At 64.7% G+C, this 24,747-nt stretch carries 19 protein-coding genes, 1 rRNA gene and 1 riboswitch (1 of these 21 only partly in view); of the genes, 10 read left to right on the top strand and 10 right to left on the bottom strand.

The window, feature by feature from the left end; all coding sequences use genetic code 11:
- The first annotated feature begins 85 nt into the window (after nt 1-85).
- The 4 genes from ftsE to AC1RUR_RS14985 all read left to right on the top strand — a co-directional run bounded on the left by ftsE (nt 86) and on the right by AC1RUR_RS14985 (nt 3,451).
- Nucleotides 86-745, top strand: a complete 660-nt coding sequence (ftsE, locus tag AC1RUR_RS15000) for a cell division ATP-binding protein FtsE (RefSeq protein ID WP_027544305.1) — start codon at nt 86-88, stop codon at nt 743-745.
- On the top strand, nt 738-1,706 hold the full coding sequence (locus AC1RUR_RS14995; RefSeq protein WP_492845179.1) for a cell division protein FtsX: 969 nt from the start codon (nt 738-740) through the stop codon (nt 1,704-1,706). The genes ftsE and AC1RUR_RS14995 overlap by 8 nt, the downstream gene beginning before the upstream one ends.
- 232 nt (nt 1,707-1,938) lie before the next feature.
- Nucleotides 1,939-2,643 (top strand): YdcF family protein, encoded by a 705-nt coding sequence (locus tag AC1RUR_RS14990; RefSeq protein ID WP_492845177.1) that lies wholly within the window; start codon nt 1,939-1,941, stop codon nt 2,641-2,643.
- A 34-nt stretch (nt 2,644-2,677) separates the two neighbouring features.
- A complete protein-coding gene (locus AC1RUR_RS14985) occupies nt 2,678-3,451 on the top strand; it encodes a lysophospholipid acyltransferase family protein (RefSeq protein WP_492845175.1) in 774 nt (257 codons plus the stop codon).
- Here AC1RUR_RS14985 and AC1RUR_RS14980 read toward each other — a convergent pair.
- Complete coding sequence (locus AC1RUR_RS14980; RefSeq protein WP_492845173.1) at nt 3,448-4,059, bottom strand: gamma-glutamylcyclotransferase; 612 nt, start codon at nt 4,057-4,059, stop codon at nt 3,448-3,450. The genes AC1RUR_RS14985 and AC1RUR_RS14980 overlap by 4 nt on opposite strands.
- A gap of 110 nt (nt 4,060-4,169) precedes the next feature.
- On the opposite strand from AC1RUR_RS14980, the gene AC1RUR_RS14975 reads away from it, so the two are divergent.
- Complete coding sequence (locus AC1RUR_RS14975) at nt 4,170-5,354, top strand: DUF2125 domain-containing protein (RefSeq protein WP_492845171.1); 1,185 nt, start codon at nt 4,170-4,172, stop codon at nt 5,352-5,354.
- A 129-nt stretch (nt 5,355-5,483) separates the two neighbouring features.
- On the opposite strand, the gene AC1RUR_RS14970 is transcribed toward AC1RUR_RS14975, so the two are convergent.
- From AC1RUR_RS14970 to AC1RUR_RS14960, 3 genes are read right to left on the bottom strand one after another with little or no spacing between them, the layout of a single operon-like run.
- Nucleotides 5,484-6,419, bottom strand: a complete 936-nt coding sequence (locus tag AC1RUR_RS14970) for a prephenate/arogenate dehydrogenase family protein (protein ID WP_492845169.1) — start codon at nt 6,417-6,419, stop codon at nt 5,484-5,486.
- Nucleotides 6,416-7,513 carry a pyridoxal phosphate-dependent aminotransferase gene (locus AC1RUR_RS14965; protein ID WP_492845167.1) on the bottom strand — a complete coding sequence of 366 codons (1,098 nt, stop codon included), beginning with the start codon at nt 7,511-7,513 and terminating at the stop codon, nt 6,416-6,418. The genes AC1RUR_RS14970 and AC1RUR_RS14965 overlap by 4 nt, the downstream gene beginning before the upstream one ends.
- A 32-nt stretch (nt 7,514-7,545) precedes the next feature.
- The gene (locus AC1RUR_RS14960; RefSeq protein ID WP_492845165.1) at nt 7,546-8,394 is read right to left on the bottom strand and encodes a chorismate mutase; all 849 of its coding nucleotides are present in this window, start codon (nt 8,392-8,394) and stop codon (nt 7,546-7,548) included.
- Nucleotides 8,395-8,585: 191 nt separating this feature from the next.
- A riboswitch (SAM riboswitch) is annotated at nt 8,586-8,665 on the top strand.
- Nucleotides 8,666-8,755: 90 nt separating this feature from the next.
- Between AC1RUR_RS14960 and metX the strand changes: the two genes are divergently transcribed.
- A complete protein-coding gene (gene metX, locus AC1RUR_RS14955) occupies nt 8,756-9,958 on the top strand; it encodes a homoserine O-acetyltransferase MetX (RefSeq protein ID WP_492845163.1) in 1,203 nt (400 codons plus the stop codon).
- Between the two features lies 1 nt (nt 9,959).
- The gene (gene metW / locus AC1RUR_RS14950; RefSeq protein WP_492845161.1) at nt 9,960-10,622 is read left to right on the top strand and encodes a methionine biosynthesis protein MetW; all 663 of its coding nucleotides are present in this window, start codon (nt 9,960-9,962) and stop codon (nt 10,620-10,622) included.
- A 54-nt stretch (nt 10,623-10,676) separates the two neighbouring features.
- Here the strand turns inward: metW and AC1RUR_RS14945 are convergent, their stop codons facing one another.
- The gene (locus AC1RUR_RS14945; RefSeq protein WP_492845159.1) at nt 10,677-12,140 is read right to left on the bottom strand and encodes an outer membrane protein; all 1,464 of its coding nucleotides are present in this window, start codon (nt 12,138-12,140) and stop codon (nt 10,677-10,679) included.
- Nucleotides 12,141-12,328: 188 nt separating this feature from the next.
- Nucleotides 12,329-13,192 (bottom strand): alpha/beta fold hydrolase, encoded by an 864-nt coding sequence (locus AC1RUR_RS14940; protein ID WP_492845157.1) that lies wholly within the window; start codon nt 13,190-13,192, stop codon nt 12,329-12,331.
- A gap of 212 nt (nt 13,193-13,404) precedes the next feature.
- Between AC1RUR_RS14940 and AC1RUR_RS14935 the strand changes: the two genes are divergently transcribed.
- Nucleotides 13,405-14,196: a TIGR02594 family protein gene (locus tag AC1RUR_RS14935; protein ID WP_492845155.1), complete on the top strand. Its 792-nt coding sequence runs from the start codon at nt 13,405-13,407 to the stop codon at nt 14,194-14,196.
- Between the two features lie 119 nt (nt 14,197-14,315).
- Here the strand turns inward: AC1RUR_RS14935 and AC1RUR_RS14930 are convergent, their stop codons facing one another.
- Nucleotides 14,316-15,104 (bottom strand): MOSC domain-containing protein, encoded by a 789-nt coding sequence (locus tag AC1RUR_RS14930; protein WP_492845153.1) that lies wholly within the window; start codon nt 15,102-15,104, stop codon nt 14,316-14,318.
- A 239-nt stretch (nt 15,105-15,343) separates the two neighbouring features.
- Here AC1RUR_RS14930 and clpB point away from each other — a divergent pair, with 239 nt between their 5' ends.
- Nucleotides 15,344-17,995: an ATP-dependent chaperone ClpB gene (gene clpB / locus AC1RUR_RS14925; RefSeq protein ID WP_492845151.1), complete on the top strand. Its 2,652-nt coding sequence runs from the start codon at nt 15,344-15,346 to the stop codon at nt 17,993-17,995.
- Between the two features lie 79 nt (nt 17,996-18,074).
- Here the strand turns inward: clpB and AC1RUR_RS14920 are convergent, their stop codons facing one another.
- From AC1RUR_RS14920 to AC1RUR_RS14910, 3 genes are all read right to left on the bottom strand, one after another.
- On the bottom strand, nt 18,075-18,341 hold the full coding sequence (locus tag AC1RUR_RS14920) for a hypothetical protein (protein ID WP_492845149.1): 267 nt from the start codon (nt 18,339-18,341) through the stop codon (nt 18,075-18,077).
- A gap of 92 nt (nt 18,342-18,433) precedes the next feature.
- Entirely contained in the window at nt 18,434-20,065 is a 1,632-nt protein-coding gene (locus tag AC1RUR_RS14915) for a Vgb family protein (RefSeq protein ID WP_492845147.1), read from the bottom strand.
- Between the two features lie 152 nt (nt 20,066-20,217).
- Nucleotides 20,218-22,281, bottom strand: a complete 2,064-nt coding sequence (locus AC1RUR_RS14910) for a peptidoglycan DD-metalloendopeptidase family protein (RefSeq protein WP_492845145.1) — start codon at nt 22,279-22,281, stop codon at nt 20,218-20,220.
- A 1,014-nt stretch (nt 22,282-23,295) separates the two neighbouring features.
- Between AC1RUR_RS14910 and AC1RUR_RS14905 the strand changes: the two genes are divergently transcribed.
- A 16S ribosomal RNA gene (locus AC1RUR_RS14905) occupies nt 23,296-24,747 on the top strand (it continues 37 nt past the right edge of the window).

The raw sequence follows: 24,747 nt of genomic DNA, 5'->3' as shown, positions 1-24,747 counted from the left end.
AAACCATAACGGTCGCAAAAACCGTTGATCGCGTATGGCGGAGCGTCGCGCCGCTTCTGTCGCCCCCTCTCGAACGGAGCTGAGCTTGGTTCGGTTCGAAAATGTCGGATTGCGTTACGGTCTGGGGCCGGAGATCCTGCGCGACCTCAATTTCCAGATTCCGGCGCATTCCTTCCAGTTCCTCACCGGCCCGTCCGGCGCCGGCAAGACGTCGCTGCTGCGCCTGCTGTTCCTGTCGCACCGGCCGACGCGCGGCCTCGTCAACCTGTTCGGCCACGACATTTCGCAGCTCGGCAAGGACGAGATCGCCGATCTGCGCAAGCGCATCGGCATCGTGCTCCAGGACTTCCGCCTGCTCGACCACATGACGACCTACGAGAACGTCGCGCTGCCGTTCCGCGTCATGGGCCGCAGCGAGTCGAGTTACCGCAAGGAGGTCATCGACCTCCTGCGCTGGGTCGGCCTCGGCGAGCGCATGGACGCGCTGCCGCCGATCCTGTCCGGCGGCGAGAAGCAGCGCGCGGCGATCGCGCGCGCGGTGATCTCGCGTCCGCAGCTGCTGCTCGCGGACGAGCCGACCGGCAGCGTCGATCCGACGCTCGGCCGCCGCCTGCTGCGCCTCTTCATCGAGCTCAACAAGTCAGGCACCGCCGTCATCATCGCCACCCACGATATCGGCCTGATGGACCAGTACGAGGCGCGGCGGCTGGTGCTGCACCAGGGACGGCTGCACGTCTATGAATAGGACCGACGAGCGCGGCGTGCTGGTCGACCTCGGACAAGAGCGTCCGCAGCTTCCGGCCAAGGCGCGCAACATGTCGCCGATCGTACCGCGCGCCTCGATCCACGGCCGCGCGCTGGTCGCCGTCGTCGCCATCATGACCTTCCTCGCTTCGATGACCACGGGCACGGTGCTGCTGGTCAGCGCCTCCGCCGCCGAATGGCAGTCGGACGTCGCCAGCGAAATCACCATCCAGGTCCGTCCCCAGACCGGCCGCGATCTCGACCGCGATACCACTGCGGTGACCGAGGCGATGCGCGCGCAAGCCGGCATCGTCGAGGTCAAGCCGTTCACCAAGGACGAAAGCGGCAAGCTGCTCGAGCCCTGGCTCGGCACCGGCCTGTCGATGGACGATCTGCCGGTGCCGCGCATGATCATCGCGCGCGTGCAGCCGGGCACGGCGCTCGATCTCGCCGCCTTGCGCGCCCGCGTGACGCAAGTGGCGCCAAGCGCCAGCGTCGACGATCACCGCGCCTGGATCGAGCGTATGCGCTCGATGACCAATGCCACGGTGCTCGCGGGTCTGGGCATTCTCGCGCTCGTCATCATCGCGACCATCATCTCGGTGTCGTTCGCGACCCGCGGCGCCATGGCGGCGAACCGTCCGATCGTCGAGGTCCTGCATTTCGTCGGCGCCGGCGATCGCTACATCGCCAATCGCTTCCTGCGCCATTTCCTCCGGCTGGGCCTCGAAGGCGGCGTGATCGGCGGTGGCGCGGCCATGCTGGTGTTCGGCTTCTCCGAGTCGATCGCCGGCTGGTTTTCGGGGACGCCCGTCGGCGATCAGTTCGCCGCTCTGCTCGGCACCTTCTCGCTGCGGCCCTCCGGCTATGTCGTGCTCGCGGTGCAGGCGGTGCTGATCGGCGCCATCACCGCCGTTGCCTCGCGCCAGACGCTGTTCGCGACGCTGAATGACGTGGATTGAGTGCGCTGTTTTTCCTTCTCCCCTTGTGGGAGAAGGTGGCGCGAAGCGCCGGATGAGGGGTTCTCTCCGCGCGCTCATTGCAAGAGGATTATTCGCGGAGAGAACCCCTCACCCGTCTCGCCGCTTCCGCGGCGAGCCACCCTCTCCCACAAGGGGAGAGGGTGAAGAAACCGGACTCCACTTCGCCTCAAAACGTTTTAAAATCATCCGGGTAAGGGATCACCGACATCGCATGACCTCGCCGACCGACGATCGATCGCCGAAATTGCCGCGCGGCTGGCTGCGCGCAGCATTGGTGTCGACGATCGCGTTCGCCTTCGTCGGCGCGGCGGCGGGCTTCGTCGCGTTCCTGTCGCAATTGCGCGGCGCCGAGATCGCCCCTAGCCGCAAGGCAGACGGCATCGTGGTCCTGACCGGCGGCTCCTCGCGGGTGTCGGATGCGATGGAACTGCTGGCTGCCGGTTACGGCAGGCGGCTCCTGATTTCCGGCGTGCATCCCACCTCGACCGCAAGCGACATCTCCCGGACCTTGCCGGAGAGCCAGTCCTTCATGACCTGCTGCGTCGACCTCGACCGCACCGCGCTCTCGACCCGTGGCAATGCGGCGGAGGCGCGGCGCTGGGCGCAGGCGCGCCGGTTCAAATCGCTGATCGTGGTGACCTCGAACTATCACATGCCGCGCGCGCTGGTGGAATTCTCGCACGCGATGCCGGAGACGGTTCTGATCCCGTTCGCCGTGGTCGGCGACAAATGGCGCGAGGAGCCGTGGTGGGCCTCGGCGTCCACCTTGCGGCTGCTGCTGTCCGAATATGTCAAGTACCTCGCGGCCGAACTCAGGGTGCGGCTGGAGGATTTCGGGATTGACCTTTCGCCCGAAGTATCGGAGCAGCCTCCCGGACTGCAGCCGAAGCGGCCCGCCACTGCACAGGCCAATTGACCGGCAATTGATCGGCAAATCGATTGGATCGTCGATGTTCTTGATTTTCCTGCGCTCGCTCGTGTTCAACGTGCTGTTCTACGCCGTGCTGGTGTGCCTCGCGATCGTGGCGCTGCCGACCTTTGCAATGCCGCCACGGGCCATGCTGACGGTCGCGGAATGGTGGGCAAAGGCGACGCTGGTCCTGATGCGGGTGGTCTGCAACATCAAGGTGGAATTCCGCGGGCAGGAGAAGATCCCGAAGGGGCCGCTGGTGATCGTGGCAAAGCACCAGTCGTTCTGGGAAACCTTCGTGCTGCCCGGGTTCTTCGACCGCCCGATCTTCATCCTCAAGCGTCAGCTCATGCAGATTCCGGTGTTCGGTCAGTTCCTGGTCAAGACCGGGATGATCGCGATCGACCGCAAGGCCGGCGTGAAGGCGCTGCTGGACATGACGCGGCGGGCGCGCGAGGCGGTGCGCAGCGGCCGCCAGCTCGTGATCTTTCCGGAAGGCACACGCCGCGCACCGGGTGCACCGCCCGATTACAAGACCGGCTTTGCGCAGATCTATTCGTCCTGCGGCGTGCAGTGCCTGCCGATCGCGCTCAACTCCGGCCTGTTCTGGCCGCGCCGCACCTTCATGCGTTATCCCGGCACGCTGGTGGTGGAATTCCTCGATCCGCTGCCACCGGGCCTGCCGAAGGACGAGTATCTCTCCCGCGTGCAAACGGCGATCGAAGACGCGACCGGCCGCCTCGTCGAAGCGGGCCGCAAGGAGCAGGAACAGCTGATCGGCAGCGCGCCGAGCTGCGCGCCGTCGGAGAGTTAGCGGTTCTCTCGATCTTCCGCAGGGGCCGGCGCGTGCTGGGAATGCGCGTCCCCATGCAGCATGGTCGCGAGCTGATGCAGTTGCGTGTCGCGAAAACCCTCGGCCTCGATCGCCTTCACCGTCGCGGTCACATAGTCGCGGTTGGCGCCGGACTGGCCGTGACCCTGGAGCACGTGGCGGTGCTGATCGGCGAGCGACAGCCGGCCAGCATATTGCACATGGCCGCGGTCGACGACATAGGCGAGCGCGGAGACGCGTTGCCGCGCATCGTTCTCCAGCCACACCGAGCGCATCACCTCGCGATAGACCGACGTCACCTGCTCGCGCGCGCGCAAATAGGCGACGACGTCGGCGCGGTTCTTTTCGGCGACACGGAAGGCGATGCCGCGGCAGGCGCCGCCGCGGTCGAGCCCGAGCACCAGGCCCGGCTTTTCCGGCGTGCCGCGATGCACGAAGGAATAGACGCAGAGCGCGCGATGCTCGCCGACCAGTCGCGCCGGGACGCGCTCCTCGAATTCGAAGCCAGGCCGCCACATCAGCGAGCCATAGCCGAACACCCAGAGGTCGCCCTTGGCTGTGGTGACGGAGGGGAGGGTGATTTCCGACATTTCGGGCACGGCTATCAGAACCGCGTTCCCAAGCGAAGCGAATTCTCGGCCTTTCGGAGCAGGCCAACCTCGCTTACATTTGCCATCATCTGGGGTCAAAGGGTCGCCGCATGTCCGATATGACCGTTGCCGCAGGCCGGCGCTCCCGTTGGGGCCTTTTCATCGCACCCGTTCTCGTCCTGATCCTCGCCGTCGCGTGGAGCTGCTTCTGGTTCTATGCGGCATCGCAGGCCGAAATCGCCGCGGACGCCTGGCGTGCGCAGGAGGCCAAGTCCGGCCGCATCTATGATTGCGCCAAGCGCTCGATCGCCGGCTTCCCGTTCCGCTTCGAGGTCCAGTGCTCCGGCGCCAGTGTCGCCCTGGTCTCCCAGAATGCGAGCAAGACGCCGTTCACGGCCAGGCTCGACAACATTCTGGTCGTCGCCCAGGTCTACGATCCCAAGCTTGTGATCGCCGAATTCGCGGCGCCGGCAACGCTGATCGACGGCGTCACGCAGAACACTTTCGTGGTGAACTGGAGCAAGGGCCGCAGCAGCGTGGTCGGCCTGCCGGCGGTGCCGGACCGCGCCTCCCTGGTGTTCGACGATCCCACCGTCAACCGTCTCGACGGCGGCGTGCAGGTGCCCCTGGCGCGCGCCAAGCAGGTCGAGCTGCACGGGCGGCTCGCGGACGGATCGCCGTCCGATCATCCCGTGATCGAGACCGTGCTCCACGTCGCGCAAGGCAGCATCCAGGGCGTGCATCCCTTGCTTGCCGAGCCGTTCGAGGCGGATACGCGCGCCAAGATCACCGGGCTCTCGGACATCACGCCAAAGCCATGGCCGCAACGCTTCCGCGAGATCCAGGCCGCCGGCGGCCATATCGAGATCGTGCAGTCGCGGATCCAGCAGGGCGAGATGATCGCGGTCGCGGCCGGCACGCTCGGCCTCTCGGCCAATGGCCGGCTCGATGGCGAATTGCAGATGACGGTGACGGGCCTCGAACGGGTGATCCCGGCGCTGGGCATCGAGAAGATGCTGGAAGAGGGCGTGCCGCAGGCAACGCTCGACCGCGTCGCGCCCGGCGTGAAGTCGCAGGATCTCAACAATCTGTTCGGCGCGCTCGACCGCGCCGTCCCCGGCCTCGGCAAGGTCATCAAGCAGAACGCCAATGCCGGCGTTGCCGCCGGCATCAACTCGATCGGCACCGAGAGCACGCTGGAAGGCAAGAAGGCCCGCAGCTTCCCGCTGAAATTCGTCGACGGTGCCGTGCTGCTCGGCCCGGTCAAGGTCGGCCAGATCCCGCCGCTGTATTAGGGACGAGGTGGCCGGCCACACACTCTGTCGTCATGCCCGGGCTTGACCCGGGCATCCACGTCTCTCTTCGATCGTGGATGCCCGTGGATGGCCGGGCCAAGCCCGGCCATGACGGAGAGTGAGGAAGCGCTACGGCTTCTTCAGCGCCGCATGCGGCCGGCCGAAATCGGGCGCCGCCGAATCCTGGCCGATCTCGACGATGCCGCGACGGATGGCGCGGGTACGGGTGAAGTGGTCGAACAGCGCCTCGCCGTCGCCGCGCCGGATCGCGCGGGTGAGCTTGGCCAGATCCTCGGTGAAGGTGCCGAGCATCTCCAGCACGGCCTCCTTGTTGGCGAGGAACACGTCGCGCCACATCGTCGGGTCGGACGCTGCGATGCGGGTGAAATCGCGGAAGCCGCCGGCGGAGAACTTGATGACTTCCGATTCCGTCACCTGTTGCAGCTCGTCGGCGGTGCCGACGATGGTGTAGGCGATCAGATGCGGCAGATGGCTGGTGATCGCGAGCACGAGATCATGATGATCCGGCGTCATCACCTCGACCTTGGCGCCCATCGCCGCCCAGAACGCGCGCAGGCGATCGGTGGCAGCCGGGTCGACGCCTTCCGGCGGGGTGAGGATGCACCAGCGGTTGATGAAGAGCTCGGCGAAGCCGGAGTCAGGTCCGGAATGCTCGGTGCCCGCCACGGGGTGCGCCGGCACGAAATGAACGGTGTTCGGCAGATGCGGCGCCATGTCCCTGACGATCGCGCCCTTCACGGAGCCGACGTCGGAGATAACAGCGCCGGGCTTCAGATGCGCGGCGATCTCCTGAGCCACCGGCCCGCAGGCCCCGACGGGAATGCAGAGGATGACGAGATCGGCGTCCTTCACCGCTTCCGCATTGGTCGCGACGACCCGGTCGACGATGCCGAGCTCGAGCACCCGCGCGCGCGTCTTCTCCGAGCGCGCGGTGGTGACGATCTCGCCGGCCAGGCCCTGGAGCTTCGCAGCGCGCGCGATCGAGCCGCCGATCAGGCCGAAGCCGATCAGGGCGACGCGCTGGAAGTGCGGGTTCGCGCTCATTTGCCGGCCATGAAGTCGCGCAGGCCCTCGACGACGAGGCGGTTGGCCTCCTCGGTGCCGATGGTCATGCGCAGGGAATGCGGCAGGCCGTAGTTCTTCAAGCCGCGCAGCACGAGGCCGCGCTTGGTGAGGAAGGCATCGGCGTCATCCGAGGTCCTGCCCTTCTCGGTCGGAAAGTGGATCAGCACGAAATTGGCGACGCTCGGCGTCACCTTCAGCCCGAGCTTGCCGATCTCCTCGGTCAGCCAGTTGCGCCAGGTTTCGGTGAACTGCTTCGACATCGCCTGATGCGCGGTGTCCTCGATCGCCGCGACCGCGGCGTACATCGCCGGCGTCGATACGTTGAAGGGACCGCGGATGCGGTTGACGGCGTCGATGATGTGCTCGGGGCCGAACATCCAGCCGATGCGCAGCGCGGCGAGGCCGTGGATCTTGGAGAAGGTGTGGGTCACCACCGTGTTCTCGGTGGTGGCGACCAGTTCGATCCCCATCTCGTAGTCGTTACGGGAGACGTAGTCGCAATAGGCGGCATCCAGCACCAGCAGCACATGCGACGGCAGGCCGGCGCGCAGGCGCTTGACCTCGTCGAACGGAATATAGGTGCCGGTCGGGTTGTTCGGATTGGCGAGCCAGACCAGCTTCGTCTTCGGCGTCACCGCCTTGAGGATGGCATCGACGTCGCAGGTGAGGTTGGTCTCCTGCGCGATCACGTTCTTGGCGCCGACCGCCATGGTCGCAATCGGGTAGACCAGGAAGCCGTGCGTGGTCGAGATCGCCTCGTCGCCATGGCTGAGATAGGTGTGGGCGAGCAGGTTGAGGATCTCGTCCGAGCCGGCGCCGCAGATGATGCGGTTGGGGTCGAGCCCGAACGAGCGGCCGATCGCTTCGCGCAGCACGCGGGAGGTGCCTTCCGGATAGTCTTCCAGATGATCAGCCACGTTCTTGAAGGCCGCGATCGCCTTGGGCGAGGGTCCGAACGGCGTCTCGTTGGCCGAGAGCTTGAACACCTTGCGGCCCGGCTCCGGCACCGGGGTCTTGCCGGGCGTGTAGGGCGCAATATCGAGAATGCCGGGGTTCGGCACGGGGCGGGACATCTTCAACTCCGGAATGGCAGGCGTCTCGTGACTTACGATTTCGACCCGGTCGGGGGCACCGTATAGCGCGTTGCGTGGCTGCCGACGAGGGCCGTGGAGCGCACCGAGGCCCCCGCTTCGATCAGGGCAGCCTTGATCTTGTCGATGCTGCTCGCGCTCGTGACCGAGACCAGCAGCGCCGCGCCGTCGAAGGCGGTATCGGGCACCGCCACGATGTCGGCGAGCGGCGACAGCGCCCGCGCGATCTCGGCATTCCACCCCGAGACGCGCACGCTGAAGGTCTCGACCTCCGTCACCAGGGCACTGTCGGCGACGCGCGAGATCGCGAACACGGGGAGTGCGGCCGGATGGTCGGCGCGTTCGACGAAGGGCATCCGCGCGATGATCTTCGGTGCGCCTTCCGCTTCCAGCTCCAGCCACCACGGAGTGCGGCTGGAGGTGGCCGAGACCAGCGCCAGATCGCCCTTGGATTTCGCCACCGCCTCGACCGCCGCCTGCGCGCTGAAATGCGCGACGTAAGGCACGGTGAAGCCGAAATGGAATCGCACGGAATCGCGCATCGCGGGCTCGCTCGCCGAGATGTCGGCATGCACCGCGAACGGTGCCTGCACGTAAGTGAACGTCGCGATGATGACGCGCCAGATGCTCTCGACCGTGTCGAGCGGCAGGATGCCGCGATGGCGTTCCACGATCCGCCGCATCATGTCGGCCTCGCGCGCCGGCCGGAACGCCGAGCCGACCTCCTGGGTCTGCTTCACCTGGATCAGGCGGTCGATGATGTCGCCGCGCTTCATCAGGAGGCGATGCATGCCCTCGTCGATCTCGTCGATCTCCTTGCGCAATTCCTGCAATGACGGTGGCGCGGGCGGACGTTGGGACATATCTGGCAAGGGCGTTGAGAGGCGTTCCAATGCGGATCCATCAGGCCGGATCCGCTGCGATCGGTGTCCTGATTAGGCAGTCGGGGCGGCGAAAGCAAAGAGAAATGACGGCCATTCGAGCTGACGGTGCAGAGAGGAATTTGGTCAATCCGGACCGCGGCTTGACGAAAACCGCCCAAGACAGTAGATTTTGCCTGTTCCGTGGTCATTTGAGCCGGCCGGCTTGCAGCCACGTTAAAAAACTCGCTAAACAGGCCGGGGACGCTTTCGATCCCGGCCGAACCTATCGTTCAGGCCGGGTTTTTCATGGCCTGATGTCACTGCGATCTGAAGTCCGATCGCAAATGAGGTCGATGGTCAGATGGTTGGCGTCACGTCGCTTCCGAGTCCCGCGATCAGTGCCGATGAGCGCTCGCACGAGGTGGATCATCCGAGTTCGCTGGTCGCGCATTTCGGCGCTGATCAGCCGCTGCCGCTCGATTGCGGGATCGATCTTTCGCCGTTCCAGATCGCCTACCAGACCTATGGCGAACTCAACGCGGACCGCTCCAACGCCATCCTGATCTGTCATGCGCTGACCGGTGACCAGCATGTCGCCAATGTGCACCCCGTCACCGGCAAGCCCGGCTGGTGGGAAACATTGGTCGGCGCGGGCCGTCCGCTCGATCCCAGCCAATACTTCATCATCTGCTCCAACGTGATCGGCGGCTGCATGGGCTCGACCGGGCCGGCCTCGATCAATCCGGCGACCGGCAAGGTGTGGGGGCTGGATTTCCCCGTCATCACCATTCCCGACATAGTGCGCGCGCAGGCGATGCTGATCGATCGGCTCGGCATCGACACGCTGTTCGCGGTCGTCGGCGGCTCGATGGGCGGCATGCAGGTGCTGCAATGGACCGCGGCCTATCCCAAGCGCGTTTACTCCGCACTGGCGATCGCCTGCTCGACGCGCCACTCGGCGCAGAATATCGCCTTCCACGAACTCGGCCGCCAGGCCGTGATGGCCGATCCCGACTGGCACAATGGCGGCTATGCCGATCACGGCATCCATCCGCATCGCGGTCTCGCGGTCGCGCGCATGGCCGCGCACATCACTTACCTGTCGGACGCCGCACTGCATCGCAAGTTCGGCCGGCGCATGCAGGATCGCGAGCTGCCGACCTTCTCGTTCGACGCCGACTTCCAGGTCGAGTCCTATCTGCGCTACCAGGGCTCTTCTTTCGTCGAGCGCTTCGATGCCAACTCCTATCTCTACCTCACGCGCGCGATGGACTATTTCGACATCGCCGGCGACCATGGCGGCGTGCTCGCAAAGGCGTTCGCCGATATCCAGACCCGCTTCTGCGTGGTCTCCTTCACCAGCGACTGGCTGTTCCCGACCTCGGAATCGCGCGCGCTGGTGCATGCGCTGAATGCGTCGAGCGCGCGGGTGTCGTTCGCCGAGATCGAGACCGATCGCGGCCATGACGCCTTCCTGCTCGACGTGCCCGAATTCTTCGATATCTCCCGCGCCTTCCTGCAATCGGCAGGCAAGGCGCGCGGTCTCAGCAGCAAGGGTGGCTAGGATGTCAGTGCAGGAAGTGCTGCCGCTCGGCGGCCTTGCGTCGGAGCAGCCCGGCCAGTTTCGCGCCGATCATCTGCTGGTCGCCGGGATGGTCAAGCCTGGCTCGAAAGTGCTCGACGTCGGCTGCGGCGACGGCGATCTGCTCCAGCTGCTGGAGACGCGCGGCATCGACGGCCGCGGTATCGAATTGTCGCGCGAGGGCGTCAACCGCTGCGTCGCCAAGGGCCTTGCTGTCGTGCAGGGCGATGCCGACACCGACCTCGTGAACTATCCGGACGACGCGTTCGATTACGTGATCCTGTCGCAGACGCTGCAGGCGACGCGGCAGCCGAAGGTGGTGCTGGAGAATCTTTTGCGCATCGGCCGCCGCGCCATCGTCTCGTTCCCGAACTTCGGCTTCTGGCGGATGCGGCTTCAACTCCTGGTCGGCGGCCACATGCCGCGCACGGAGAATCTGCCGGCAAGCTGGTACGACACCGCCAACATCCACTTCTGCACCATCAAGGACTTCGTCGAGCTCTGTGACGAGATCCACGTCAAGATGGAGCGCGCCGAAGCGCTCGACCTCTACGGCCGCCCGCTGCGGCTGCGGATGCCGTGGTGGGTGTGGAATCTGTTCGGCGAGCAGGGCGTGTTTCTGCTCACGCGCAGCGGAGGGAAATAACGCTCGCAGCCGATAGCGAACCTGGGGGCCGGCCAGCACCGGCCGCCGCGACGGTCAGTCCAGCAGCTTGTAGTTCAAGCCGACGCGAACGATGTCGTTACGGACGCTGGACCGGGTGCCGATCGATACGAACACGGGATCCCCGGTCGGAAAATCGTTGCTGATACTGCCGAGGTCGGCGTGCAAATATTCGACCTTGCCGGTCCATCTCCCCGTCAACCAGGCCTCCAGGCCGCCGCCCGCCACCCAACCGGTCTTGGTCCGCTTGAAATGTGACACCAGGGCGCCGAATTGGTCGGTCTCCTCGATCTCGGCGAAGGCCGCGCCACCGGTGACGTAGAGGAGATAGCCGCGTTCGGCCCAGCCGAGCCGGCCGCGCACCGTGCCGAACCAGTTGAAGCGCTGGGTCACCTTGTCGATGAAGCCGGGAACGGTGCAGCTGTCGGCGCAGGCGGTGTCCTTCTGGCCGCTCCATTGCGCATCGCCTTCGAGGCCGAGGACGACGCGGTCGACCTGCCAGTTGTAGCCGAGCTGGCCGCCCGCGAGCGCGCCTTGCGGCGAGAACCGCTGCGGCGCGAACGATGATGTGTAATGGGTGAGCTCGCCCGCCGCCGGCGGAATCGCCGGATCGATGAAGTTGAACTGCTTGAACGCGGTATTGCCGGCTCCGTATCCGGCGTTCAGGCCGCCGTAGAGTCCGTTCCATCGCCATGCCAGCATGGCCGGATCGGTCTGGGGCACGCCAGCCGCCACGCCATCCAGCAGCCGGTGATTCACGCCGACGCGAACGATGTTGTCGGTGAAGCGGCTATTGGTGCGGTTGACCATGTCGAAGGCGACCAATTGCGTCGCCGCCGCGTATCGGGCTGTGGAGCTCGTGGCTCCGAGGTCGAGATGCAGATATTCGAGCTTTACCGTCCATCCCTGCGACAGCTGTCCCTCGATGCCGCCGCCCAGCACCCAGCCGCCGACCACACTGCGCACGATCGAGGAGGCGATCGCGTCGTCACGCTGCTCGCTCGCCGTTTCCTTGACGCCGGCCCAAGCCGCGCCGCCGGTCAGGTACAGCAGGGTCCCTCCATTGGCGATGCCGATTCGGCCGCGCACCGTCGTGAACCATTGAACTTCATGGCGAAACAGCTCTGCCGCGACTTCCGGGTTGAAGTTTTGGGTGCAGGTGTCGCCGCCGCAGGCGTCGCCGCGCTGGCCGCTCCATTGCAGGTCGCCCTCGAGCCCCCACACCCAGCGGCCGGCCTGCCAATTATATCCGAGCTGCCCGCCGAAGATGGCTCCCGTCGGCAGAACCCGTCCCGGAAGCTGCTGCGTGAAGCCACGATCGATCAGGTCCTGGCTGAACGAATCCCGGCCGAAACTATAGCCGGCATTGACGCCGGCATAGAGGCCGCTCCAGCTCCACAGCGCCGGCGGAGGCGCCTTGTATTTGACGGGAAGGTCGGCGGCTGACGCCGCGAATGTGGATGCAAGCAGGATCGCAGCTGAGAGGTTGGTCGGTCTCATTGCTGGAAATTCCAGATCGGCACGCTTGGGTGCCACGCTTGGTGCAAAGGGTGGAATCAACGACGCTAACAAAATCGATCGGCATAGGAACACATTTGGCGGGGCTTAGCTGTTGTCGCCTTGCCACATCGGGAAATCTTTGCAGTCGGAGATGGTGCGCGCGCAGCGAGCCCGTCCGTGCACACTGCCTAATTGTTGGTCAGCGATCGCCGATCACGGCCCGGCCAGCGCTCGGCCTCCACCAGTTTAACGAAGCGCTCAACCGTCTCGTTGAACAGCGCGGGCTCTTCGAGGTTGAGCACGTGGCCCGACTTCGGAAACATCGCGAGACCTGCCGCCGGCAGATGCTTCTTCAGGAATAGGCTCGCCCCGACGCAGGGATCGTCCTCGTCGCCGCAGATGATCAGCGCCGGCGTTGCGACGCTCCTGATCGCGTCCGTCATGGTGTAGATCGAGGGGCGGCCGCCCTGGAAGCCGCGCATCGTGCTCGCCGATCCCTTGGCATCGTGCCGCGCCAGCGCGGCGTAGAAATCGGCGTGGCCGCGCGGGTCCTTCACCAGGAAGGGAATCCGGCTCGGCGCCTCGCGCGTGACTTTTGCGACTTCCGCCGAGCCCAGCGTCTCGAACTGCTCGGCATTGGCGCGGCATTGCTTGCGCCAGGCGTCGAGATTTTCGAGCTCCGAGCCGGAGCCGACGCCGGCCAGCGTCATCGACAGCGCGCGCTGCGGCGCGTTCAGTCCGATCTGGAGCGACGAATAGGCGCCCATCGAGAGACCGACGAGATGCGCGCGCTCGATCTTGAGATGATCGAGCACGGCGAGCGCATCGGTGTAGAAATGTTTGTAGGTGTAGACCTCGCCCGATGGCACGTCCGACGGCGTGTAGCCGCGCGCCGAATAGGTGATGCAGCGGTGGCTGCGCGCGAAGTAGCGCATCTGCGGCTCCCAATTGGTGTAGTCGGCCGCGAACTCGTGCAGGAAGATGATCGGTGTTCCCTGACCCGCTTCCTCGAAATAGATGCGGACGTCGTCCCTGGTCGTGGCGTGGGGCATTAACTGTTTCCCTCTCTTCAAGCCGCAATTGCAGGATCGCAGTTAATGTTGTTGTCCGCAATGCGGCAGCATGGCGAGCACCGGCGCAAATTCATCGCAGCCATTCGCGGGTCTGGCGTCTTTTTCTCGCCACATCGGGCGGCTTAACGGCCAGACGGATGTCGGCCGTGCACGGGCCGACTGGGAAGTGGGGTGTCAACGAAGGATGAAGAATGTTCGAGTTGTTTGCGTCTCGCCTGTCGCGTTGTGTTGTCGCGCTGGCGCTGTTCTTCGCGGCGGTCGCCGCGTTCTCGTCTCCGGCCTCGGCACGGCCTCATCGTCATAGCGCAGAGCGGCACGCTTACGCGCATCACGCCAGCAGACATCATCACTATCACTACCGGCATCATGCGCGCAGCTCGCGCTTCGAGCGCAGCGCGGCGCAGCTGCAGGCCGGCGGATTCATGAACACGCAGGCCAGCTACGATCCGAACGCCAACAGTGGCGGCATGGGTGACATGCGCTCCATGGGCGGCGGGGACATGGCTGTCGGCGGAAGCCTGCGCCGCGCTGGCCGTATCAGCCGCGCTGCCAACATGAGCTACGCTGTCAACAAGAGCAGCGCTGGCGACATTGGCAACGCCGGCAACATGGATACGAGCGGCGGCTTCGGCGGCGGATCGGGTCTCGTGTCCGAGGCGCGCCGCTATCTCGGCGGCAATCCGACCGGGCGCGGCAGCCTGTGGTGCGCGCGCTTCATGAACATGGTGCTCGAGAAAACCGGCCACCATGGCACCGGATCGGACATGGCGAATTCGTTCGCGCACTACGGCACGCGTGTCTCGGGGCCGCAGGTCGGCGCGATCGCGGTGATGTCGCGCGGCGGCCGGGGCGGTCATGTCGGCGTCATCACCGGCGTCGACGCGCAGGGCAACCCGATCATGATCTCCGGCAACAACGGCAACCGCGTTCGTGAGGCCCCGGTCTCGCGCGGCCGGATCTACGCGTATGTGATGCCGAACTGAGGTGCTGCCTCGTCATTGCGAGCGAAGCGAAGCAATCCAGAATCCCTCCGCGGAAATAGTCTGGATTGCTTCGTCGCTTCGCTTCTCGCAATGACGGAATGCGTGGAGCAAGCGTCGCGTCACACCAATCTCGGCTCTTCCACCGCGACCGCATCCCCGACGCCGATCTCGCCGTCGGCGATCACCTCGGCATAGATGCCGCAATCCATGTGGCCGAGATGGCGCGAGAGCGTCGGCGGGATCTCGAGATCGCGCCTGGCGGTCTCCGGATCGACATTGGTGGCCGGGCAACGGACGATGCGCTTGACCACTTGCAACCGGGCCTGCCCGATCGCGAGCGTCTGGCCGACGAGGTCGAGCTCCGACCAGGCCGGCCAGCCCTTCACGTAGAGATTGGCGCGGAAGCGCAGCGGATGCACGGCGGTGCCGCCGAGCATGGTCTCGATGGCGCGGACGCTGCCGAGATTGATGATCGACACGACCTTGCGGGCGACGTCGGAAAAGCTGTGGTCGCGGCCGGACAGCACTTTCGGCGGTCCCTTCAGCTCCGGCTGAAAATTCTCGCTGAAATACGCCTCGATGGCGGCACGCCCGGCGGCGGTTTCGAGATCGCCGCTGGCGACGATCTGGCTGTTCTTGCGAATGGTCAGGCGATTGGTTGCGTCCTCGAACCGGCTGTCGAGCGAAGCCAGCCGCTCATTGCGCGCCAGCATCAGGAACTGGATTTTCGGCTTCCAGGCCGGTGCCTCGGGATCGAACCCGCTCGGCCCGTTCTCGATGGCGTAGCGGCGGTCGGCGGGCAGGGTCTGGCCGGTTCTCAAGCGGACGCGGAACAGGGGCTCCGGCGTCAGGCCCTTGATCGGGTAACGGTAAAGGCCGGTGATCTCGGCGGTCTGGCTGGCTGTCATGCCGCTACTTAGGGGATTCGGCTGGCGGCCGCCAAGCGGGCGGCTCAGCGCACGAAATTGTGAAGTCGCCTCTTTCGCTCCCGCAAACCGCTTCCCACATTTGCCTCAGGCCGGCGGCAGCGTCGGTAAATCACGACCGTTACCGGTTGAGAAACGTCAATGCGGTAATCGGAAACCCAATGAAGATGCCATTTGGAGTGCCTTTGAGGGCTCCATGGGCAGGCCGAGGGAAAGAAAAGATGAACATCGAGAAGTATACCGAGCGCTCCAGGGGCTTCATCCAGTCCGCGCAGTCGCTTGCCGTGCGTGAGGGGCACCAGCAGTTTTCGACCCTGCACGTCCTGAAAGTCCTGCTGGATGACAATGAGGGGCTGGCTTCCGGTCTGATCGACCGCGCCGGCGGCAATTCCCGCGCAATTTTGAAGGCGACCGAGGAGGCCCTGGGCAAGGTGCCGAAGGTCTCCGGCGGCGGTGCCGGGCAGATCTATCTGGCGCCCGAACTGGCCCGCACCTTCGACGCGGCCGAAAAGGCCGGCGAGAAGGCCGGCGACAGCTTTGTCACCGTCGAGCGGCTGCTGCTCGGTCTTGCGCTGGAGAAGACCAGCGAGGCCGGCACGATTCTCGCCAAGGGCGGTGTCACCCCGCAAAACCTCAATGCCGCGATCGAGGCGCTGCGCAAGGGCCGCACGGCCGACTCCGCGACTGCCGAGAACGCCTATGACGCCCTGAAGAAATATGCCCGCGACCTGACCCAGGCCGCGCGCGACGGCAAGCTCGATCCGGTCATCGGCCGCGACGAGGAGATCCGCCGCACGATCCAGGTGCTGTCGCGCCGGACCAAGAACAACCCCGTGCTGATCGGCGAGCCCGGCGTCGGCAAGACCGCCATCGCCGAGGGCCTGGCGCTGCGCATCGTCAACGGCGACGTGCCCGAGAGCCTCAAGGACAAGAAGCTGCTGTCGCTCGATCTCGGCTCGCTGATCGCCGGTGCAAAATACCGCGGCGAGTTCGAGGAGCGGCTGAAGGCCGTGCTCCAGGAAGTAACCGGGAGCGAGGGCAATTTCATCCTGTTCATCGACGAGATGCACACGCTGATCGGCGCGGGCAAGGGCGACGGCGCGATGGATGCCTCCAACCTGCTCAAGCCGGCGCTCGCGCGCGGCGAGCTGCACTGCATCGGCGCGACCACGCTCGACGAGTATCAGAAGCACGTCGAGAAGGACGCGGCGCTGGCGCGGCGTTTCCAGCCGATCTTCGTCAGCGAGCCCTCGGTCGAGGACACCATCTCGATCCTGCGCGGGCTGAAGGACAAGTACGAGCAGCACCATGGCGTGCGGATCACCGATTCCGCGCTGGTGGCCGCCACGACGCTGTCGAACCGCTACATCACCGACCGGTTCCTGCCGGACAAGGCGATCGACCTCATGGACGAGGCCGCGGCGCGGCTGAAGATGCAGGTCGATTCCAAGCCGGAGGAGCTGGATTCGCTGGATCGCGAGATCATCCGGCTCAAGATCGAGCAGGAGGCGCTCAAGAAGGAGAGCGATGTCGGCTCCAAGACCCGGCTCCAGACGCTGGAGAAGGACCTTGCCGAGCTCGAGGAGAAGTCTGCGGCGTTGACTGCGCGCTGGAGCGCGGAGAAGAACAAGCTCTCCGATGCCCAGAAGCTGAAGGCCGAGCTCGACGGCTTGCGTGTCGAGCTTGCCAACGCCCAGCGGCGCGGCGAATTCCAGAAGGCTGGCGAGCTGGCCTATGGCCGGATCCCGGAGCTCGAGAAGAAGCTCGCGGACATCGAGGCCAAGGATAATACAACGCAGACCTCAGGCGAGATGATGGAGGAGGCGGTCACCGCCAACCACATCGCGCAGGTGGTCTCGCGCTGGACCGGCGTGCCCGTCGACAAGATGCTGGAGGGCGAGAAGGAGAAGCTCCTGAAGATGGAGGAGCAGCTCGGCACCCGTGTCGTCGGCCAGGCCGAGGCCGTGCGTGCGGTCGCGACCGCCGTGCGCCGTTCGCGCGCGGGCCTGCAGGACCCGAACCGGCCGACCGGCTCGTTCATGTTCCTGGGGCCCACCGGCGTCGGCAAGACCGAGCTGACCAAGGCGCTCGCCGAGTATCTCTTCAACGACGAGACCGCGATGGTTCGCCTCGACATGTCCGAATACATGGAGAAGCATTCGGTCTCGCGGCTGATCGGCGCGCCTCCGGGCTATGTCGGCTATGACGAGGGCGGCGCGCTCACCGAAGCGGTGCGGCGCCGGCCTTACCAGGTCGTGCTGTTCGACGAGATCGAGAAGGCGCATCCTGACGTCTTCAACGTCCTGTTGCAGGTGCTCGACGACGGCCGCCTGACCGATGGCCAGGGCCGTACCGTCGACTTCCGCAACACGCTGATCATCATGACCTCGAACCTCGGTTCGGAATATCTGGTGAACCAGCCGGAGGGCGAGGACACGTCAGCCGTGCGCGAGCAGGTGATGGGAATGGTGCGGGGACATTTCCGCCCCGAATTCCTCAACCGCGTCGACGAGATCATCCTGTTCCACCGCTTGCAGCGGAGCGAGATGGGCCGGATCGTCGAGATCCAGTTCGCACGGCTCCAGAAGCTCCTGACCGATCGCAAGATCGTGCTGACGCTCGATGCTGCCGCCCGCGACTGGCTCGCCGCCAAGGGCTGGGATCCCGCCTATGGCGCAAGGCCGCTCAAGCGCGTGATCCAGCGCTATCTCCAGGACCCGCTCGCCGAGATGATCCTGGCTGGCGACGTCAGGGATGGCGACAATGTCGCGATCTCCTCGGAAGGCAACGTCCTGACCTTCAACGGCAAGGCACCGCAGACCGCGGAGATCGCCCAGTTCGAGGCGCCGGTGACGAAGCGGAAGCTGAACTGATCGTCGTCGCCGTCTGAACCGATAAGCCGCCCCGGAGAGGTTCGCTTCTCCGGGGCGAATTGTTCTTGGTCAGGCACGGCTAGCTGACTGCGGACGCTGAGCCCGGTTCGGCCGGATCTTCCTCCTCGCCGTCCTCTTCGAGGTCCGACAGGATGTCCACGAGCTCGCGGACGCGGCCCTGCGCCAGCGGCCGCAAATCGTTGATCATCGGCTCGTCATTGGCGAGCCAGGCCTGGGCCTCGGCGAGTTCCTCAACGGTCGCACCGGTTCCGATGATTTGCGCAATCGTGACGTCGTCGGCTCGGTCGACGGACTTGACCACATCGTCGCGTGAGAGGCGGGTCATGGGGCCATCCTCCTGCTGGTCGGCTTCCGTCAGCGTCTAACCGGGGACCGGCGAACCGGTTCCCCCGCGCAGCCGGATTCCGTCGGCAGACCCTACTTTCTCACCGCCTTGTAGATCGCATTCTCGAGGTCCGAGGTGAAGTAGATCACCCCGCTCGCGCCGATGGCGACGCCCGTCGGAATATGCGTCGGCAGGCCGCCGGGGGCGCCCGTCAGGCCGATCGGGAGGTTGGCGGCGATCTCGGTGACCTTGCCGCTCTCCGGCGCGATCTCGATCAGCCGGCCGGCGCCGACCTCCGCCACGACCAGCTTGCCGCCGCTGCTGCGTGCGAGGCCTTCGGGCATTTTCAGGTCCTTGGCGATCACGGTCTTCTCGCCGTTTTTCTCGATCTTGGACACGATGCCCGCAAAGGCCTCGGTGACATAGACGTCGCCGCCCGATCCGGCGACCAGCCCGACCGGACCCTCGAGGCCGCCGACCAGCGTGGTGCGGTCCTTGCCGTGCTCGCCGCTGACGCGGACCAGCGATTTGGTGCCGAGCTCGGCCACCAGGATGCTGCCGTCGTCGAGCACGATCGCGTCATGCGGCGCCTTGAAGCCGTGCAGCATGTCGCGCGTGGCGCCGGTCTTGTTGTCGATCACCTGCACCGTGCCGGTGAACCAGCTCGACAGGATCACGTCGTTGCCTTTCGCCGTCGCGCTCATCGGATATTCGAGGTCGACACCGGCGGCGTGCATGCGCGCCTTCTCGGTGACCTCGCCGGTCGCACCGTCCACCGTGCGATAAGCGAACACGTCGGCAACGTGGATGGTGTCCTTGCCGTTCTCCGAAGTGACGCCGATGCCGCCGGGCAGCGCGAGCTTGCCGATGATGATTTGCTTGGCCTGGCCGGTGGCCGGATCGACCTCCTGGATGCCATTGTCGGCCATGTTGGAGACGTAGATGCGGTCCTTGTCGTCGATCGCGAGATTGTCCAGCGACGGCTTCAGTTGCGCGACCATGGTCTTGGCGCCCGACTTGGGATCGACCCGGACGAGCTGGCCGAGCGCGGTGTCGACCACGAAAAGATTGCCCTTGGAATCGAAATTCACTGCGGCCGGGACCTTGAAGCCGTCGGCGACGACGGTCAGCTCGGCCTTGTCGACGTCGACCTTTGCGACCTGTCCCTTGAACCAGAGCGGACCGTAGAGCTTGTCGTCGGGACCGAACTCGAAGCCGTTGAGGCCACCCATCTTCTCCATGATCTGGCGGGGCGGTTTGACGCCCTCGACGTCGATCTCATAGAGCGTGTCGCCGAGGAAAACGGTCGTGGCGTAGAGCCTGCCGTCCTTGCGGAAGGCCAGCGAATTGATGCCGGGAAGGCCGCTGGCGAGCTTCTTGATCGGGCCGTCGCCCTTGCGCGCATAGAGGTCGCCGGCCAGGAAGCCGGTCCAGGCCATGGTGCCGTCGGGCGCGAATGCGATGTCGTCGGCCATTCCGATCGGAGCGGGAATTGCAACCTTGGCGGTACCGCCGGCGATGTCGACCTCGTAAAGCGCGGCACCTGCGACGCTGCCGGCGAACAGACGGCCGGCCTTGTCGATTCCGAGCCCGTGCACGCCATGGAACGCCGAGCCCGGGACGAGTTTCGTGACCTCCCAAGTCTCAGCTGAGGTTTCGGCCGATGCGTTCGTGATGGAGAAAACCGCAGCAACCAGGGCCGCGCAGGCGAGCCTGTTCTTCATGGCGAGACCTCCCGTTTTTTGGAAAGTATTCGCCTCTCATCGGGCTTTGGCAAACGAAACTTGATGTCGTGACGCAACGAGGCGGCGTCGGCCCGTATCGCATCCAAATCGTGTTTGTGCAGATGTCCGGACGATGTCGGCAGGTTGCCGGCTTACCGGTTGGTGACCTGCAGCGGTCCGCCGGTCGCATCCGAGATGCGGGCGATGGCGCCGCCCCGGCCGCTCATCATGCCGTCGAGCCGGTCGCGCTCTTTCTCGAAGCCGGCGAGCATCGGGCCTTCCAGCGAGCGGCCGCGCGGCAGCTTCACGCGCAGCGGATCGACGAAGCGGCCATTGACCAGGATTTCGTAATGGACATGCGGGCCGGTCGACGCGCCGGTCGAACCGACGAAGCCGATCACCTGGCCTTGCCGGACCTTCTTGCCCGGCTCCATGCCCTTGGCGAAGGCCGACATGTGGCCGTAGGCGGTCTCGTAGCCGTTGTTGTGCTTGATGCGGATGTACTTGCCGTAGCCACCCTCGGGGCCGGCCTTCTCGATCACGCCGTTGCCGGAGGCGAAGATCGGCGTGCCGTAGGTGGTGGCCCAGTCGACGCCGGTGTGCATCTTCACATAGCCCAGGATCGGATGGCGGCGGCCGCCGAAGCCGGAGCGCATGATGGCGTTGTTGACCGGTTTCCTGACCAGGAACTTCTTCGCGCTCTTGCCGGTCTCGTCATAGTAATCGACGAGGCCGTCGTCGGGGCTCTGGAAGCGGTAGTATTTCTTGGTCTCGCCGCCGACCGTGAGCGAGGCGAACAGCACGTCGTTCTTTTCGCTCGACGTCACGCCCTCTTCTTCGCCGGCATAGAACACGTCGAAGGAATCGCCCGGCTGCACCTTGCGCTGGAAATCGACGTCGTAGGAGTAGATCTTGATCATGTCGTCGATGACCGGCATCGGCACTTTGTTGCGGATCGCGGTCTCGTAGATGCTCTGGTAGAGCCGCACGCCGGTGCCATCGTCATCGTCATCGTCGTCGCTGTTGGCGTTGGCCGCAGCGTCCGCGACGGTGTTCATGCTGGAGACGTCGACGGCGACATATTTGCCGAGATCGGACAGCGCTGCGATCGCCTCGACCATGGTGTCGTTTGCAACCACGACGCGATAGGGCTGGAGGCGGGCGCCGGGGCTTGCGGGCGCCATCAGGATGCGGAGTTTCTCGCCTTCCTTCAGGCCGCCGTCGCGGCCGCGCGGGCCGAGCGTTGCAGCGATCGCCTTGATCTCCTCGGCCGTCGCGCCGAGATCGCGCAGGACGGAAGCGACGCTGTCGCCCTTCTTGACCAGATGGACGCGTTCGCCGTTCGGATTGCCGCCGGTGATCTGTTCCTTGGTCTTCGGCAGCAGCGTGACGTTTTCCGGCACCACGCGCGTCTCGAAGCCGGCATAGGGATCGGACGGCGATACTTCGGTGGCGTAGGCCATCTTGATGTCGGACCCGCCGGTTGCGCCGGACACGTCGGCGGTGGCATTGGCGAGCGAGGCGTAGCGCACCCCGCCATTGCCACGCCAGTTGGCGGCGTCGCGCACCCGCATCAGGATGTCGTCGAGCGCCACCACCGCGGAAATCTTGGCCTTCGGCAGCACCGCCGACAGGTCCTTGGTGACGAAGGAGACCTCGGCGTCGGGCTCGACCGCTTCCGGATTGTTCGGATCGTCCGATGCCGTCTTCGGATCGGCGCCGACGTCGGTGAGAAGGCGCTGGGCGTTGAAGGGCGGAATCTTCGCCGACAGATCGCTCGTCGTCATCGACAGATTGCCGGCGATCCGGACGAAGGGGCGCACCCGCATCACATCGCGATTGCCGACGCGGGCGACCGTGGAGACGCGCACGATGTTGCGCGATGCGGTCGATTCGTTCGGCGGCGGCAGGCGGTCGCTCTTGTGCAGCGTGGCGGCGCGGTCAGCTGCGCCAAATGCCCCGCGCAGCGCACCTTCCACCCGCTCCGGCACCTTGGCGAAGGTCATCTCGCCGTCCAGAGAAGCGAAAACGGCGCCGCCGATCAGGGCTGCGCCGCAAAGTCCGGTCAGAATTGTTCCGCTGAACCATTGTACCGAGACGCGACGGCGGTCGATGACGGCGGCTTCCGAACCATCGACGGAAAGCGGCGGCTCGTGGCCGAGATCGATGATCCCGGTCTCACGCCCATAAGCGCCGCGTGACGTCCTGTGGTTCAACCCAAGTCCCCCAATCAACGACCCAAGAGGTCCATACAGCCCGGCCCATACCAGCCCGGTTTTCGAGCCCCTTCCTGGCCGCCCTCTTCGAGGGGCATCGCAGGAAACGGCTAGCCGCACAGGCGTTCGCGGTCAGAAGGCCCTGATGTCGGGCCGGCCGAAATTACGAACAGCTAAGCGGAAAAAGATCTCTCGATGTCTCTCGAATGTCTGAAGAAGGCCGCTTCATCGGATGATCGCCTTCCTCTGACCCCACCCAAACCGCCGGCAGCCCCCACTGGCATCCCTGCGATTCAAGCTTGTCTCTTATCAGAACGCCGCGGGAATGTGGCTCAAGTACGGCGCCTAATATGGAAAAAGTTTCCTGAAGGGGCACGCGCCCGGGGCCGCCCGGGGAGGGCGCCCAAGACCGCTTCCGGAGCCCTTCCGGAGCCCCCTGAGGGGCAAACTTTTTTTGAGATTTTTTGCCGAGCGGGCGCGGCCGGCTCGCCCCCGGTCTGTCTAATCGACTGGAATCGCTGGAATTTTTTCGACAATCCACTGTGCGACGTTTTGTTGACGATTGGCGTTGACAGCCCGGAAGGTGGGGCCTATAACCCCAACCACTGAGCGCGGCGCCGCCGGGTCACTGACCAAGGCGAGCGAACGCGCCACTGATGCTCCTCACCTTGTTGAGTGACACAACAGCCGACACCAGTCGGTTGGAGTTCATCCATCGTCGGTAAGGGTGTCGGAACCCTTCCTCTCTGGAAGGTTGGGGCCTCCACGGTCCCGGGCTGTTTGACAAGTGAAGATGAAGAAAGAGAAACGTGGACGGCGGAGTCCTTGCGCCTCTCGGATACTGAAGAGCTTCGGCTTTTGAGTACTGAGAGGGGACGAAAGACTTCGGCGGTACACGTTTTCAAGGAAACACCATCGTTGCCCGCGATGTGAATCGCAGGCAGCAAGTCGATTTCGGTCGACAATGGTGGGACCTCGTCAAACGTTGTGATCAGCCGGTTCAAAGTTCAAGTCCAACTTGAGAGTTTGATCCTGGCTCAGAGCGAACGCTGGCGGCAGGCTTAACACATGCAAGTCGAGCGGGCGTAGCAATACGTCAGCGGCAGACGGGTGAGTAACGCGTGGGAACGTACCTTTTGGTTCGGAACAACACAGGGAAACTTGTGCTAATACCGGATAAGCCCTTACGGGGAAAGATTTATCGCCGAAAGATCGGCCCGCGTCTGATTAGCTAGTTGGTAGGGTAATGGCCTACCAAGGCGACGATCAGTAGCTGGTCTGAGAGGATGATCAGCCACATTGGGACTGAGACACGGCCCAAACTCCTACGGGAGGCAGCAGTGGGGAATATTGGACAATGGGGGCAACCCTGATCCAGCCATGCCGCGTGAGTGATGAAGGCCCTAGGGTTGTAAAGCTCTTTTGTGCGGGAAGATAATGACGGTACCGCAAGAATAAGCCCCGGCTAACTTCGTGCCAGCAGCCGCGGTAATACGAAGGGGGCTAGCGTTGCTCGGAATCACTGGGCGTAAAGGGTGCGTAGGCGGGTCTTTAAGTCAGGGGTGAAATCCTGGAGCTCAACTCCAGAACTGCCTTTGATACTGAAGATCTTGAGTTCGGGAGAGGTGAGTGGAACTGCGAGTGTAGAGGTGAAATTCGTAGATATTCGCAAGAACACCAGTGGCGAAGGCGGCTCACTGGCCCGATACTGACGCTGAGGCACGAAAGCGTGGGGAGCAAACAGGATTAGATACCCTGGTAGTCCACGCCGTAAACGATGAATGCCAGCCGTTAGTGGGTTTACTCACTAGTGGCGCAGCTAACGCTTTAAGCATTCCGCCTGGGGAGTACGGTCGCAAGATTAAAACTCAAAGGAATTGACGGGGGCCCGCACAAGCGGTGGAGCATGTGGTTTAATTCGACGCAACGCGCAGAACCTTACCAGCCCTTGACATGTCCAGGACCGGTCGCAGAGATGTGACCTTCTCTTCGGAGCCTGGAACACAGGTGCTGCATGGCTGTCGTCAGCTCGTGTCGTGAGATGTTGGGTTAAGTCCCGCAACGAGCGCAACCCCCGTCCTTAGTTGCTACCATTTAGTTGAGCACTCTAAGGAGACTGCCGGTGATAAGCCGCGAGGAAGGTGGGGATGACGTCAAGTCCTCATGGCCCTTACGGGCTGGGCTACACACGTGCTACAATGGCGGTGACAATGGGATGCTAAGGGGCGACCCTTCGCAAATCTCAAAAAGCCGTCTCAGTTCGGATTGGGCTCTGCAACTCGAGCCCATGAAGTTGGAATCGCTAGTAATCGTGGATCAGCACGCCACGGTGAATACGTTCCCGGGCCTTGTACACACCGCCCGTCACACCATGGGAGTTGGTTTTACCTGAAGACGGTGCGCTAACCCGCAAGGGAGGCAGCCGGCCACGGTAGGGTCAGCGACTGGGGTGAAGTCGTAACAAGG

It is taken from the genome of Bradyrhizobium sp. GW821-FHT12B03 (assembly GCF_058807535.1).
This window is presented reverse-complemented; position numbering and strand designations above follow the sequence as displayed.

Excerpts from the sequence above, each read along its gene's own strand:
- AC1RUR_RS14935 (WP_492845155.1), top strand. The coding sequence starts at position 13,405 with ATGTTCGAGTTGTTTGCGTCTCGCCTGTCGCGTTGTGTTGTCGCGCTG.
- AC1RUR_RS14995 (WP_492845179.1), top strand. The coding sequence starts at position 738 with ATGAATAGGACCGACGAGCGCGGCGTGCTGGTCGACCTCGGACAAGAG.
- metW (WP_492845161.1), top strand. The coding sequence starts at position 9,960 with ATGTCAGTGCAGGAAGTGCTGCCGCTCGGCGGCCTTGCGTCGGAGCAG.
- AC1RUR_RS14985 (WP_492845175.1), top strand. The coding sequence starts at position 2,678 with ATGTTCTTGATTTTCCTGCGCTCGCTCGTGTTCAACGTGCTGTTCTAC.
- metX (WP_492845163.1), top strand. The coding sequence starts at position 8,756 with ATGGTTGGCGTCACGTCGCTTCCGAGTCCCGCGATCAGTGCCGATGAG.
- AC1RUR_RS14980 (WP_492845173.1), bottom strand. The coding sequence starts at position 4,059 with ATGTCGGAAATCACCCTCCCCTCCGTCACCACAGCCAAGGGCGACCTC.
- AC1RUR_RS14945 (WP_492845159.1), bottom strand. The coding sequence starts at position 12,140 with ATGAGACCGACCAACCTCTCAGCTGCGATCCTGCTTGCATCCACATTC.
- AC1RUR_RS14940 (WP_492845157.1), bottom strand. The coding sequence starts at position 13,192 with ATGCCCCACGCCACGACCAGGGACGACGTCCGCATCTATTTCGAGGAA.
- AC1RUR_RS14990 (WP_492845177.1), top strand. The coding sequence starts at position 1,939 with ATGACCTCGCCGACCGACGATCGATCGCCGAAATTGCCGCGCGGCTGG.
- AC1RUR_RS14960 (WP_492845165.1), bottom strand. The coding sequence starts at position 8,394 with ATGTCCCAACGTCCGCCCGCGCCACCGTCATTGCAGGAATTGCGCAAG.
- AC1RUR_RS14920 (WP_492845149.1), bottom strand. The coding sequence starts at position 18,341 with ATGACCCGCCTCTCACGCGACGATGTGGTCAAGTCCGTCGACCGAGCC.
- AC1RUR_RS14975 (WP_492845171.1), top strand. The coding sequence starts at position 4,170 with ATGTCCGATATGACCGTTGCCGCAGGCCGGCGCTCCCGTTGGGGCCTT.
- AC1RUR_RS14930 (WP_492845153.1), bottom strand. The coding sequence starts at position 15,104 with ATGACAGCCAGCCAGACCGCCGAGATCACCGGCCTTTACCGTTACCCG.
- AC1RUR_RS14970 (WP_492845169.1), bottom strand. The coding sequence starts at position 6,419 with ATGAGCGCGAACCCGCACTTCCAGCGCGTCGCCCTGATCGGCTTCGGC.
- clpB (WP_492845151.1), top strand. The coding sequence starts at position 15,344 with ATGAACATCGAGAAGTATACCGAGCGCTCCAGGGGCTTCATCCAGTCC.
- AC1RUR_RS14915 (WP_492845147.1), bottom strand. The coding sequence starts at position 20,065 with ATGAAGAACAGGCTCGCCTGCGCGGCCCTGGTTGCTGCGGTTTTCTCC.
- AC1RUR_RS14965 (WP_492845167.1), bottom strand. The coding sequence starts at position 7,513 with ATGTCCCGCCCCGTGCCGAACCCCGGCATTCTCGATATTGCGCCCTAC.